The organism is Acinetobacter sp. Tr-809 (assembly GCF_011753255.1).
In the GTDB taxonomy this organism is placed as follows: Bacteria; Pseudomonadota; Gammaproteobacteria; order Pseudomonadales; family Moraxellaceae; genus Acinetobacter.
In genome coordinates this window covers 24,512-37,488 of record NZ_VWVZ01000007.1, presented here as the reverse complement: position 1 = coordinate 37,488, position 12,977 = coordinate 24,512, and the positions used below count along the sequence as shown (strand labels likewise).

The window sequence follows — 12,977 nt, the reverse complement described above, 5'->3', positions numbered from 1 at the left end:
TTAAAAGGGAGGCTGGTGAGACGTTGGATCATCAGCCTTTTTGTCTAGCTAAGTTTTTTCAAATCATGAAAATTGAGAAAACAGTGGAGATTACATGAATCTGCTACTTATCGGTGTGTTATTAGCCCTTGTGGCAATTGCATATCAAATCGGGCTGAGCAAAAGCCGTAACCTAGCAGGTAAGGGAAATAACTCAGCAGCACTACATTCTCGTCCAGGATATTATGGGGCGTTGGTTGCTTTGTGGTGTGGTATTCCTGCTTTTTTAATTTTGATTATTTGGAACTTGGTTGAACCAAGTATTTTACAACATATTATTTTTAATAATATTCCTGCATCTGTGAGTTCAACTTTAGATGCGGCAGGTCGTGATGTTTTAACCAGTCGTGTACAAGCGATTGCATCTGGTTTTGGGGTAACAGATCAGCCAGCAGCATATGAAGTTGCAGCAGCACAACAACTTGCTAAATTCCAAACGATTGGATCTTTTGCAAAACTTGCAGTGGTGATTAGTGCAGGATTAGCAGGTTTAGTTTGGGCAAAACGCCATGTCAGCCAGCAATTCCGTGCACGTAACCAAGTCGAAAAAACCATTAATGTTGCTTTGATTCTGTGTTCAGGTGTCGCAATCTTGACAACAATCGGTATTGTTTTATCGATGTTGAAAGAGGCGCTACACTTTTTCCATTTTGTGAGTCCAGTTGATTTCTTTTTTGGTACTGAATGGAACCCGGGTTTTAGCACATCAGGAAATGCAGAAGGTAGTTACGGTATCTTACCGTTAATCTGGGGTACCTTGATGGTGAGTGGTATCGCATTGTTGGTTGCGGTGCCGATTGGTTTGTTGGTTGCGATTTATTTGGCTGAATATGCATCGCCAAGTTTACGTTCTTGGGCAAAACCTGCGATTGAGGTTTTGGCGGGGATTCCAACGATCGTTTATGGCGTATTCGCTTTAATGGTTATTGGCCCATTCTTTAAAATTGTGGGTGAAAGTGTTGGTATAAATATTAATGCGACCAGCGCTCTAACAGCAGGTTTTGTAATGGGAATTATGATTATCCCATTCGTTTCCTCATTATCCGATGACATCATTACTCAGGTACCTCGCGCATTACGTGACGGTTCTTTGGGCTTAGGTGCAACCAAATCAGAAACTATTCGTCAAGTGGTTCTGCCTGCTGCTCTACCAGGGATTACAGGGGCATTTTTACTTGCCGTATCCCGTGCCGTAGGTGAGACCATGATTGTGGTGCTTGCAGCAGGGAACAGTCCATTGTTGCATGCAAATCCATTTGAAGCAGTTTCGACAGTAACCGTCACGATTGTGAAGCAATTAACAGGGGATACTGACTTTGCGAGTCCACAAGCACTGGTGGCATTTGCCCTTGGTTTAACCTTGTTTGTGATTACTTTGGGTCTAAACATTATTGCACTGTACATCGTGCGTAAATATCGTGAGCAATACGAATGAGTTCATCAAATACATCTCCTCTGGATCCGAAGTTATTGGATCCTCAAGTAGCTGCTGAACAACGTGAGCAGCGTAAAAGAAAGATTCAAAGTTCTTTGGCCAAGCGTCATCGTAAGGAAAAAACCTTTCGCTTTGCAGGTATCTCAGCGGTTGTAATTGCTCTCGCATTTGTTGCCTTATTGTTCGGTAGTATTTTGGCAAAAGGTCTGCCTGCTTTTTGGCAAAGCAGCGTAACGGTTCCTGTTTATTTTGATCCAGCAATTATTAATGTCGGTGCGAAACCTAAACAAACTGCAGGTGAAACACCAGCTCACTTTGAAGAGCGTATGGTCGCTTGGCAAACTGAAATGGGTATGGTGGATTGGGATGCTTTGATCGTGAATGGTATCGTTGCTAAAGATAAAGCATTAGAAAGCCAACGTGATTATCTAAGCAGTTTGTATACCAGTTCTGAAGCATACCGTTTGCGTGATATGGTGCTTAAAAACCCTGCGCTGATTGGAAGCAAAGAAGAGATCAAATTCTTAGCCGACGCCAATGTTGATGTGTGGTTAGCGGGTAATATTGATCGTAGTCTGCCTGATGATCAGCAACAGCTTGAGCCAGAAGTACGCCAACTTGCAGATCAGTTAAAGGCAGAAGGAATTATTAAAAGTACCTTCAATAGCAACTTGTTCTTTAGTCCAGACTCTCGTAGTTCACCAGCAACAAGTGGTTTAGCAGGCGCATTCATGGGTTCATTATTCATGATGATGATCGTGATCGTGATCTCGATACCAATCGGTGTTGCCAGTGCAATTTATCTTGAAGAGTTTGCACCAAAAAATATGATGACTGACATTATTGAAGTCAACATTAACAACTTGGCTGCGGTTCCTTCGATTGTGTTTGGTTTATTGGGTGCTGCAATCTTTATTGGCTGGATGCAGCTACCATTATCAGCACCCTTAGTCGGTGGTTTGGTTCTGAGTTTAATGACATTGCCGACCGTGATTATCACGACACGTGCATCGTTAAAAGCAGTGCCGCCTTCGATTCGTCAAGCCGCGTTAGGTTTAGGTGCATCGAAAGTACAAACCATTTTTCATCATGTATTACCGTTGGCATTACCTGGCATTATGACAGGTGCGATCATCGGGGTTGCACATGCATTGGGTGAAACTGCACCGTTGCTTTTAATCGGTATGAGCGCTTTCGTTGCTAGTGTTCCGACTACACCTTTAGATCAAGCGACTGCATTACCTGTACAGGTTTATTTATGGCAAGGTAATGAATTACGTAACTTCTTTGAAGGACGTACTGCAGCAGCGATTATTGTTTTACTGGCATTAATGATTGGTTTGAACAGCCTTGCCATTTGGCTCCGTAAGAAATTTGAAGTGCGTTGGTAATTGAGGAGAGTACAATGAATACGATTGATATTATGAACGCCGTAGAAAAGGATAAATCAGTGAATCCACAGCAAACAGAATTTACGTCATCTGAAGCGCAAGTTCAGCAATCAAATACTGCATTTGTCTCTCAGTTTGAAACGGCTTCTTCAAATAAAAAGCCAAAAACGAGTGAAGTGAAAATCAGTACTAAGGATGTTCATGTTTACTATGGCGAAACTGAGGCAATTAAAGGAATTGACCTTGATGTTTACCAGAATGAAGTGATTGCATTCATTGGTCCATCAGGTTGTGGTAAGTCGACATTCTTGCGTACTTTAAACCGCATGAATGACACCATTGATAGCTGTCGTGTGACGGGTAAAGTGACTTTAGATAATCAAGATATCTACGATCCAAACCTTGATGTGGTATTGCTACGTGCTCAAGTCGGCATGGTTTTCCAAAAGCCAAACCCATTCCCGAAATCAATTTTTGACAATGTTGCTTATGGCCCTAAATTACATGGTCTGGCACGTGATAAATATGATTTAGAAGAAATTGTAGAAAATAGTTTGCGTAAAGCAGGTTTATGGGATGAAGTTAAAGATCGTCTGAGTCAACCAGGTACCGGCCTCTCAGGTGGTCAGCAACAGCGTTTATGTATTGCACGTACCATTGCGGTGAGCCCAGAAGTGATCTTGATGGATGAACCATGTTCGGCACTTGATCCAATTGCGACAGCAAAAATTGAGGAATTAATTTCCGAGTTGTCTGAACAGTTCACGATTGCAATCGTAACCCACTCTATGCAGCAAGCGGCACGTGTCTCTGACCGTACGGCTTACTTCCATTTGGGTGACTTGATTGAAGTAAACTCGACTGAAAAAGTGTTTACCCAACCTGATCATCAGTTGACTGAAGCCTATATCACAGGTCGTTTTGGTTAATTTTTTGATCAAATAAAAATAAGAGCCTTCGGGCTCTTTTTTGTTTATATAAATGAAAATGAATCTATTTTGCAAAATCGCTATTGAATTTTTATTGAGCAGACCACATCTTAGAACAATAATGCCGAACTTATAGAGCACATACTTCATGTTATTCCATTTACCTAAGTTTCCTGCTGAAATTCGTATCAGTCATCTCAACGCGCGTGTGAATGAACAAAGAAAAAGAATCGCGCAAAGCACAGCATCTCGTTTGGAATTATTACAACTCCTTCAACAACTTGCTAAAGAAGCAAAAATTCGTAAAAAGAATGACCAAAAAATCTATGTACTCGACTTTAAAGGTGATGTGCAAGCTTCTGCGGTCGATACCATTCGCGAAGAGATCACTCTGATTTTAGCTACGGCTAAAGCAGGGCATGATCGTGTGGTCGTACGTTTAGAAAGTCCTGGTGGAATGGTACATGGCTATGGTCTAGCAGCGGCTCAATTGGTGCGTTTACGTGATGCAGGCTTTAATGTCACCATCTGTGTCGATAAAGTTGCAGCAAGCGGTGGTTATATGATGGCGTGTATTGCCAATGAAATTATTTCTGCACCTTTTGCTGTAGTGGGTTCGATTGGTGTCGTTGCACAAGTGCCAAACTTTAATCGTTTGTTAAAACAACATAATGTCGATTTTGAACTTTATACCGCAGGTGAATACAAGCGTACTGTGACGATGTTTGGTGAAAATACCCCAGAAGGTAAGGCCAAGTTTGAAGAAGAGCTGCAACAAACCCATTCTCTATTTAAGCACTTCGTTGAAAAATATCGCCCACAATTAGATGTTGCAAAAGTGGCAACAGGTGAGCATTGGTATGGTGAAGATGCACGTCAGCTTAACTTGGTTGATAAGTTACAGACCTCTGATGAGTACTTATTAAGTTTATTACCAAAGCATGATATCTATGTGATTAATACCCGTAAACGCCCAACCTTTGGTGAAAAATTAGGCTTGCAAGCAGCACAAATGGCCGAGAGTTTGATTCCTGCAGTCATGGGTAAAATTACTGATAGTCTTGCAAAAGCAAATAGCACATTGGTACAAATGCGAGATCCTAAATTTTAAGCATTTCATTCAATTACTCTTTTAAAAACCAGCCTATATGGCTGGTTTTTTCTGATTCATATTTATGACTTTTTATCCTAGATAATATTAATATTTGAACATTTGGTTAATTAAAAAACATGACAAAACTTCTGATCGAAGAGATTGTAGTCATATCGATCATTTGATATTTTATTTGCAAGATGAATTACTTAATTATTCATTAATCTAAGAATGACTTAAAAATATAATTGATAAGTGAGCATAATAATGACAAGAGTCGTTGTTTTTTCAAAGAAAAACTCAAATATTCTACAAGATGCACAATTGAAAAGTGTGGTTTTAAACCAACCTTCAATCGTGCAAATTGGCGTAAATCAGGCGGATATTAAATCAATTATCAAGCAAGGTAATGATCTTGTCATTACATTAAAAAATGGTGAAAAGATTATTGTTAGTGGTTTTTATAGTGATGCCAATCTGACTGAACATAGTTTGGCAATTTCTAAAACCGAAGGTTCCTATGCAATCGCTGAATTTGATGATTCAGGCAAATTTGTAGGTTACTCATCAGCGACCTCACTGGCGCAATTTGCTTATACCGAGCCAGTTACACAAACGATGCCTGTTCAAACTACGGAGAATGATTTAGGCATTAGTAAATCACAATTATGGAAAGTCGGTTTAGCTGCTTTAGTTGCTGAAGGCACGTATTTGTGGGCCGTCAAAGATGACGATAAAGATGATAAAAATAAGAGTGATAACAAGCCAATAGATATAACGCCACCTGCAATTAAAGCCACAATAGCAACTGATGATTCGCAAACGATCAATGTAAAAACAGAGGCGAATGTTAGAATCGAAATTAAAGATTCAACTGGGAAAATACTTGCTACGGGACAAGCGGATGCTCAGGGAAATTACACCTTTAAATTACCCCAGCCCTTGCCAGCAGGTGAAAAAGTTACGGTAACGGCAATCGATAGTGCTGGAAATGCTGCGAAGAGTGAAGTTGTTGGAAATAAAGATGTGACCCCACCTGATGCACCAATGGCACAATTGAATGCTGATGGAACGATTGTTTCTGGTAAGACTGAAGCGAATGCTAAAGTGTCGGTTTACGATGCTGATGGGAAATTACTTGGTACCGTTACCGCAAATAAAGAAGGTCTATACTCAATTAAAGTTTCACCTGCATTAACCAGTGACAAGGGAGGAACAGTGATTGCCCAAGATGCAGCAGGGAATAAATCCACTCCATCTAAAGTCATTGCCGGAAAAGATACTTTGCCACCTGACCAACCTTTGGTCGATGTAAATAAAGAGGGGACTTCCATTCAAGGTCGGGCTGAAGCTAATAGCAAAGTACAGATAAAAGATGCTGATGGAAAAGTGATTGGCAGTGGAACTGTAGATGCCCAAGGCAAATTTCAAATTACGCTTTCACCCGCATTAACCACAGATAAAAAAGCTTCAATCATTATTGAAGATGCGGCAGGCAACCAATCCAAACCACTTGAGATCAGCGCAGGGAAAGACACCATTGCACCAGACAAAGCCTTAGTTCAAATCAATGCGGCTGGAGACTCTGTTACGGGGATTGCCGAAGCAAACAGTAAGATAGAAATTAAAAGTGCGAATGGAAAGACAGTATTGGGCACAGGTACAGCAGATGCTAATGGAAAATTTACCATTCCAATAAACCCTATTTTGACTGATAAAAATATCGGTAAAGTTTATGTTGTGGATGCGGCAGGTAACCGCTCTGAGGCAACGGAGGTAATCGGTACCAAAGATACGATTGCCCCAAATAGTCCAGTCTTGCAAAAAGTAATAGATGATGTTGGAGCAGTAAAAGGATCGATTGCAGCGGGTAGCGATACTGATGACAGCAAACCAAAATTAGAAGGCACGGGGGAAGCAAAAGCAGTACTTACGATTTATGATAATGGGCAACCTATAGGCACTGTTACTGTAGGTGATAATGGAAACTGGAGTTTTGAAATTACGAAAGATTTAGGGTTGGGAACACATAAAATTACGTTGACTCAGACTGATGCTGCTGGAAATATTAGTGAAATGAGTAGTGTATTTAGCTTTAATGTGGTCGCACCTGTAGTGAAAGTATCTTTGGCAGATGCGATTGATCTGAATACCTTACAAACCCAACAAGCTGAACCAACGTCTGAATCTGCCGTTATGGAAAAGCCTGATTTAAATGAATTGTTAGCACCTTCAAATCAGCCCTCAAATCAATTAGATCGCATTTTAGATCAATTGCTTGTGGGGCAAACAATTGCAACTGTAGTGAACAACCCTGGCAATTCTGATTCAGCCAATCTTGATTACCCACAAAGTATCAAAGCTGATCCTTTAGATCAGCTGGCGGCACTGCAACATTCTATTATCTGATTGGTATTTATATTGAAAACAGCGCCTATTTTTGCATAGGCGTTTTTTGTTTGAGCAGTTGAATGAGTCCAATCAGTATTGCTCCGATGGTCGCCAGGAACATATCCTTATGTGCATCCCAAATGTCGCCCTGCTGGCCATTATAGTTTTCAGCATCCTCAGGGGATAAACCAATGGCGATCCACCATTCGATCAGTTCATAGAACATGCTCGATGCCATGACAAACTGGATAACCAGCAAAAATAGGGTCAAAGGTTTGGCAGTCGGTAACCAGACTTGAAAACAGCGATAGAAAAAAGGATAGAGCAATAGACCATAAGCAAAATGCACCAGTCGGTCATACATATTGCGCGACCAGCCCATGCTTTGATTGAGATCAAAATGAAACAGATTTTCAATCCACTCGTTATAAGGCACATAAGAATAAAGGTAGTGCGCCCCTAAAATATGAATCAGAAGGAAGCCCAAATAGAGGCAAAAACTATAAAAACTAATGCCAATCTTTTTCATCGTGACGATGAGGGCGATCAGCATCAAGACGGTACCCGCTTGGTGTAGTAAATAAGCCTCAAACTCAAGCGGCTGAATACTTGCGATTGCAATTATTAGAAGCACAATCGCCAATGCAATATAATGTTTTAAACCCAGTTGTTTTTCGATCATGCTGTATCCTAAGTATTACAGTCAGGCAATTTTTATTCGTCTTACTCTGTTGTTCCTACAGTGATTGTTTCTTTGGTTGTAGAGACGCCACCGAGTGCCTGACAAGCTTGTTTATATAATTGATATTTTTGTTGTACAACTTCATCGAGCGGAATGTCAAAGAGATCTTCACCATTTTTATATTGTTCAATATAAGATGCTGCCTTGTCTTTATTCGCTGCCAATGATTGTTGATAAAAATTTGAAATAGAAGACGTTGCTAACTCACTGGATTCAATGTTAAGACATTGAAAACCTTGTAAGAGTTTCTCAGCGCGTTTTAGCTCGCTAGATTTTCCAAAAAGACAACCTGATAAGCTCACGGTGGCAATGAGCAGGAACAAAAGCTTCATGATCGATAGAGTAGAATTTTAAAGGTGCTATTATTGTATATAAGGTGAATTTTATAAATTAATTATTTATGTCTAACACGATAAAATTTAATCTTTTTTTACTCTGCATATCTAATTGCACAAAAATTAAATAGACTGGATTTAAAATGAAAATAAGAAAAGCGAAGAAGCATGATGTTGATGCTTGTGTACCTTTAATTTATAGCGCAGCTGAGGCCTTATTTGATTACATGTATCAACATAAGCAGATTAGTGCGAAATTTTTTATTCATAATGAATTTTTGTCAGAGCATGGTTATACCAGTTATAAGTTGCATTGGGTGGTCGAGCATCATGATAAGATAGTTGCGACAGTTGCCTGTTATGGCAAAAAGGATTTACTGGATATGGATCAGGGTACGCTTAAGAATATCTGGGATATTTACAAGCTTGGATTTCCTCGTATCGTATCCAGAGCTTTACGAGCAGGTTCTGTGGTGACCAAACCGAGTGAATTGTGTCTGCATATTGCTAATTTTGGCGTGCATCCAGATTATCAAGGTCAGGGTATTGGCTCTTTATTGTTGCAACATCTGAAAGTATTCGCTCAGCAACAAGGTTATGTTGCATTATCTTTAGATGTATCACAGGAGAATCATCGAGGGCGGCAGCTTTATGAACGGATCGGTTTTAGAGTTGTAAAAGAAACTGAGTTTAAAGGTGCAAGGAATCATTCGATTCCAGGCGGTCGCCGTATGGAGTGGTTATTTTAAACAGCAGTTTGTAAATAGTAGATAAAAACATTCAATTGATTGATAAAAAATGATTTTTAGCGGTATGCTAAAGCAGGGCTTCATCAGCACATCTGGTTATGCGAATTAAGTACATTTTCTTATTCTGTTTTTTGATTGGTCTCTCTGCTGGAGCTTATGCGGATGACTATGATTTTTTTGCAGAGCCGAGCGAAGATACCGAGCAGATGTTTGATGCTGCTTATCCTGAAATGAAAACAGCCTATTCAGTTTTACATAACCAATTTTTTCAAAATGAACGTTGGCGTGTCTATAACTATACGGCTTATCAAACCAATCAGTTTAACCATAAAATGTTAACAGGCGATACCACTAGCCTGTCACTGGATGATTTTTCGATTTCAGTTGGTTATGGCATGATCTATCAGTTGAACCAGACCAATCGAATTGGTTATGAATATTTGTCCAGCTTTCCCTTTGACCGAGGTCAATTGATTCGATTCTTCTGGTTACGAATTTTTTAACTGCCTTTTTGATATAAACCTGCTCTGACCATACCCGCCTTGGTTTCTTTTATTTTCTGCCAAGTAGGCGGTAGGGTGAGTTGAGCTAAATCTCGATCTGCTTCAACATAAATATAAGCATGGTTTGCAATCATTGGGTCAGCAAGTTCAGCCAACTCTTGCCATAAATCCAGACTATAGGGTGGATCAAGAAATACCACATCAAAACTTGAGTTTAATTTTTTTAAAGCTTGCTGTGCGGTCGCAACATACAGTTGGCAATTTTCTGCTTTTAAAAGTTGAATATTGTCTTTTAAAAAACGTGCCTGAGTTGGATTAGGTTCAATCATCACCACCTTGGCAGCGCCACGAGAAAGGGCTTCAAATCCCAATGCACCTGAACCGCTACACAGGTCTAAAACCTGAGCATTTTGAATGTCCCACATGAGCCAGTTGAATAATGTTTCACGAACACGATCTGGAGTTGGGCGTAAGCCTTCAATACTGGCAAAGGGTAAAGTACGACGCTTCCATTCACCGCCAATAATGCGTAATTGATTTTTCATTATTCAGTGACTCCATCAGCAGGTGGAACAGCCGTTGTTGGTGTAACAGGTGTGGAGGCTGGGGCAGACGAAGTGACTGGTGTCGAAGCCGCTTGGCCGTTCTGTGTTGTTGTGGTTGCGATACTGCTGCTTGGTAGTTCACCAGGTTTAATTCCCGCAGTCATTAAGCCACCACTGACTTGATGGCTGGCAGGACGGAGTGGATTCTTTTTACGAGTTACCAGCCAATAGTCAAATATTGGACGTGCCAATTGGGCAGCAGAACCACCATGTTTACCATTTTCCCAAACCACAGCAATTGCAATCTCAGGATTGTCGGCAGGTGCAAAACCAACGAATAAACCATGGTCCCACTGTCTAGAGGAAAGTGCTGCTTCGTTATAGCGTTTTCCTTGAGCAATACTTTTGACTTGAGCTGTACCTGTCTTACCTGCAATTGAATATTGCAAGCCACCTTTAATGCCACGTCCTGTACCAGATTGAATCACATCCACCATCGCATCATGCATATTGGTCCAATCTTGTTCTGTACCATTAAACTGGATTTTGCCGTCAGGGGCATTATGTACAGTAAATTTCTTAGATCCCTTACTTTCTCTGAGTACATGCGGTGTGACATGCGAGCCCTTATTGGCTGTGATTGCAGTTGCCATAGCCAATTGTAATGGTGTTGCAGTAAATGCACCTTGACCAATACTGACAGAAATAGTCTCACCTTTTAGCCATTTAGATTTACGAGTACGCATTTTCCATTCTGGGCTTGGATAAAGACCTGAACTTTCGCTTGGTAAATCGACCCCTGTTTTTTCACCAAAACCAAATTGGCGCATCCAGTCATTCATTTTTTCAATGCCCATGCGATAAGACAGGACGTAGAAATAGGTATCACATGACACAATTTGCGCTTTATGCATGTTGACTGAGCCATGACCACTTTTCTTATGGTCACGGAAACGATGGCTATCACCTGGCAGTGAGAAATAACCTGGATCGGAGATCGCGGTGCTCCAATCAACAAGACCATAATGAATACCACCTAAGCCAAACATCGGTTTAATGGTCGAGCCAGGAGGGTAAGCACCTTGAACTGCACGGTTGTAAAGCGGTTGATCCAGATTATCACGCAGTCCGCTATAATCTTTTGAGCTAATCCCCGTAACAAATAAGTTTGGATTGAAACTTGGACTAGAGACCAGTGCAAGGATTTCCCCTGTACGAGGGTCTATAGCAACAATTGCCCCACGACGATCCGCCAATTGTTTTGCTGCAATGGTTTGCAGGCCATAATCAATAGACAGATACAGGTCATTACCACGGGTAGGGTTTTGACGACCTAGATTGCGCAGTACATTACCATGTGCATCAGCTTCTACTGACTCGTAGCCCGGTACACCATGTAATAGGTCTTCATAGCTTTTCTCTACCCCAATTTTACCAATCAGGTTGGTCCCTGCATATAAATCCTTATCAATGGATTTGAGTTCTTTGTCATTAATACGACCCACATAACCAATCACATGGGCGAATAACTCACCATGTGGGTAGTAACGGGTCATCTGAGTTTCAATTTTTACCCCAGGAAAGGCATATTTGACTTCACTGAATTTGGCAATATCGGCTTCAGTTAAATTTAGCTTAATCGCGAGGCGTTCTGTTTTGCGTGCGGTTTTCACACGGCTTTTAAAACGTTCAACATCATCTTGCGTCAAACTTAAAATCGGAATTAGACGAGTAATGGTTTCGTCAATATCGCTGACATCAGCACGACTCAGCGTTGCAGTGAAAACTGGATAGTTATCTGCCAATAGCACACCGTTACGATCGTAGATATATCCACGAGCGGGAGCTAAGGGTTGTAAGCGAATACGGTTCTTATCTGATGCTGTTGTAAAATCATCGTAATGAACGATCTGTAAATATGCATAACGGCAGATCAATAAAAGTAAAAAAATCGCCACGACAAAGATTGCAAAAAAGATTCGACCCTTATAAATGCGCTTTTCTTGTTGCATATTTTTTAAAGGAAAGTGCTGTTTCATAGGGTGTCGACTTAATTACAAAATGGAGAGAATATAAAGGCTACGCATTTTAACGTAAGTTGAATGATCATACTGTAGAATTTTCAACAAATCATGCAAATGATGGTGCGACAGCTTTTGACTTTGCAGACATTAAAATTGTATGGTCTTGTATATTAGAAGCAAAATAATTCTGTTAAAGTCACAAACAGTTTGAAATAGGATTTTCCAATACACTCTTAGGGAAAATGGAGAAAATAATGAGAAAAATTTGCCTTTTATTATCGGTTTTAACACTTACAGGCTTAAGTCATGCGGATGACAATCCATTTAAGCCTGAGCCTAAATTAAAAGATGCGAACGTTTCAACATGGAATATAGGTGCAGGTTTTACCAAGAAATTATTACACGCGAATCTTGAATGGGTAAACCCATACGGTATTGCCTACGCCAAAGCGGGTGCATTTTTAAATGATGACAATGAAGCGGGTGGGCAAGTTGGCTTTCGTTATCCGTATTATTTAACGGGTACAGATAAAAATGGTTATTACATAGGTGTCTATGCGGGGCATTTAGATAGTAGAAATTATGGCGGTAAAGAAAAAGCCAATTTAGGTGTTGGTGCTGATCTTGCTTATGTCTGGTTGAATAGTGAACGCATTAGCACATTCAGCGTAGGTGCCGGAGTACGTGAAAAAATAGAAGATGGCAATGGAAACACTGTGAAAAAATCAGAGCCTGTTCTTCAGTTTTCTTACACTTTAAGTTTTGGTTTATAAGAGGGAAGTAACGTTCATTCTTTTAAAG

12 protein-coding genes are annotated in these 12,977 nt (G+C 40.4%); 8 read left to right on the top strand and 4 right to left on the bottom strand.

Features of this window, described 5'->3' with window-relative positions:
• The first annotated feature begins 94 nt into the window (after positions 1–94).
• From pstC to blp2, 5 genes are all read left to right on the top strand, one after another.
• Positions 95–1,474 (top strand): phosphate ABC transporter permease subunit PstC, encoded by a 1,380-nt coding sequence (pstC, locus tag F3J02_RS15310; protein WP_167250645.1) that lies wholly within the window; start codon positions 95–97, stop codon positions 1,472–1,474.
• Positions 1,471–2,865, top strand: coding sequence for a phosphate ABC transporter permease PstA (gene pstA / locus F3J02_RS15305; protein ID WP_167250643.1), 1,395 nt, complete (start codon positions 1,471–1,473; stop codon positions 2,863–2,865). Before pstC ends, pstA begins: the two co-directional genes overlap by 4 nt.
• A 14-nt stretch (positions 2,866–2,879) precedes the next feature.
• Positions 2,880–3,794, top strand: coding sequence for a phosphate ABC transporter ATP-binding protein PstB (gene pstB / locus F3J02_RS15300; RefSeq protein WP_065343367.1), 915 nt, complete (start codon positions 2,880–2,882; stop codon positions 3,792–3,794).
• 148 nt (positions 3,795–3,942) lie between these two features.
• Entirely contained in the window at positions 3,943–4,905 is a 963-nt protein-coding gene (sohB, locus tag F3J02_RS15295) for a protease SohB (RefSeq protein WP_167250641.1), read from the top strand.
• A gap of 249 nt (positions 4,906–5,154) precedes the next feature.
• On the top strand, positions 5,155–7,296 hold the full coding sequence (blp2, locus tag F3J02_RS15290; protein ID WP_167250639.1) for an Ig-like repeat protein Blp2: 2,142 nt from the start codon (positions 5,155–5,157) through the stop codon (positions 7,294–7,296).
• 25 nt (positions 7,297–7,321) lie between these two features.
• On the opposite strand, the gene F3J02_RS15285 is transcribed toward blp2, so the two are convergent.
• Complete coding sequence (locus F3J02_RS15285) at positions 7,322–7,960, bottom strand: DUF2238 domain-containing protein (RefSeq protein ID WP_167250637.1); 639 nt, start codon at positions 7,958–7,960, stop codon at positions 7,322–7,324.
• A 41-nt stretch (positions 7,961–8,001) separates the two neighbouring features.
• Entirely contained in the window at positions 8,002–8,352 is a 351-nt protein-coding gene (locus F3J02_RS15280) for a hypothetical protein (RefSeq protein WP_167250635.1), read from the bottom strand.
• A 146-nt stretch (positions 8,353–8,498) separates the two neighbouring features.
• Here F3J02_RS15280 and F3J02_RS15275 point away from each other — a divergent pair, with 146 nt between their 5' ends.
• The gene (locus tag F3J02_RS15275; RefSeq protein WP_167250633.1) at positions 8,499–9,104 is read left to right on the top strand and encodes a GNAT family N-acetyltransferase; all 606 of its coding nucleotides are present in this window, start codon (positions 8,499–8,501) and stop codon (positions 9,102–9,104) included.
• 98 nt (positions 9,105–9,202) lie between these two features.
• Positions 9,203–9,607, top strand: coding sequence for a hypothetical protein (locus F3J02_RS15270; protein ID WP_167250631.1), 405 nt, complete (start codon positions 9,203–9,205; stop codon positions 9,605–9,607).
• Here F3J02_RS15270 and rsmD read toward each other — a convergent pair.
• On the bottom strand, positions 9,604–10,152 hold the full coding sequence (gene rsmD / locus F3J02_RS15265; RefSeq protein ID WP_167250629.1) for a 16S rRNA (guanine(966)-N(2))-methyltransferase RsmD: 549 nt from the start codon (positions 10,150–10,152) through the stop codon (positions 9,604–9,606). The two genes, F3J02_RS15270 and rsmD, sit on opposite strands and share 4 nt — an antisense overlap.
• On the bottom strand, positions 10,152–12,191 hold the full coding sequence (gene mrdA, locus F3J02_RS15260) for a penicillin-binding protein 2 (RefSeq protein ID WP_167250627.1): 2,040 nt from the start codon (positions 12,189–12,191) through the stop codon (positions 10,152–10,154). The genes rsmD and mrdA overlap by 1 nt, the downstream gene beginning before the upstream one ends.
• Before the next feature lie 239 nt (positions 12,192–12,430).
• Here mrdA and F3J02_RS15255 point away from each other — a divergent pair, with 239 nt between their 5' ends.
• Complete coding sequence (locus tag F3J02_RS15255; protein WP_167250626.1) at positions 12,431–12,949, top strand: hypothetical protein; 519 nt, start codon at positions 12,431–12,433, stop codon at positions 12,947–12,949.
• The last annotated feature ends 28 nt before the right edge of the window (positions 12,950–12,977 follow it).

What these genes read in the sequence shown, in the direction of transcription:
- pstC (WP_167250645.1), top strand. Translation starts at nt 95, where the DNA reads ATGAATCTGCTACTTATCGGTGTGTTATTAGCCCTTGTGGCAATTGCA.
- pstA (WP_167250643.1), top strand. Translation starts at nt 1,471, where the DNA reads ATGAGTTCATCAAATACATCTCCTCTGGATCCGAAGTTATTGGATCCT.
- pstB (WP_065343367.1), top strand. Translation starts at nt 2,880, where the DNA reads ATGAATACGATTGATATTATGAACGCCGTAGAAAAGGATAAATCAGTG.
- sohB (WP_167250641.1), top strand. Translation starts at nt 3,943, where the DNA reads ATGTTATTCCATTTACCTAAGTTTCCTGCTGAAATTCGTATCAGTCAT.
- blp2 (WP_167250639.1), top strand. Translation starts at nt 5,155, where the DNA reads ATGACAAGAGTCGTTGTTTTTTCAAAGAAAAACTCAAATATTCTACAA.
- F3J02_RS15285 (WP_167250637.1), bottom strand. Translation starts at nt 7,960, where the DNA reads ATGATCGAAAAACAACTGGGTTTAAAACATTATATTGCATTGGCGATT.
- F3J02_RS15280 (WP_167250635.1), bottom strand. Translation starts at nt 8,352, where the DNA reads ATGAAGCTTTTGTTCCTGCTCATTGCCACCGTGAGCTTATCAGGTTGT.
- F3J02_RS15275 (WP_167250633.1), top strand. Translation starts at nt 8,499, where the DNA reads ATGAAAATAAGAAAAGCGAAGAAGCATGATGTTGATGCTTGTGTACCT.
- F3J02_RS15270 (WP_167250631.1), top strand. Translation starts at nt 9,203, where the DNA reads ATGCGAATTAAGTACATTTTCTTATTCTGTTTTTTGATTGGTCTCTCT.
- rsmD (WP_167250629.1), bottom strand. Translation starts at nt 10,152, where the DNA reads ATGAAAAATCAATTACGCATTATTGGCGGTGAATGGAAGCGTCGTACT.
- mrdA (WP_167250627.1), bottom strand. Translation starts at nt 12,191, where the DNA reads ATGAAACAGCACTTTCCTTTAAAAAATATGCAACAAGAAAAGCGCATT.
- F3J02_RS15255 (WP_167250626.1), top strand. Translation starts at nt 12,431, where the DNA reads ATGAGAAAAATTTGCCTTTTATTATCGGTTTTAACACTTACAGGCTTA.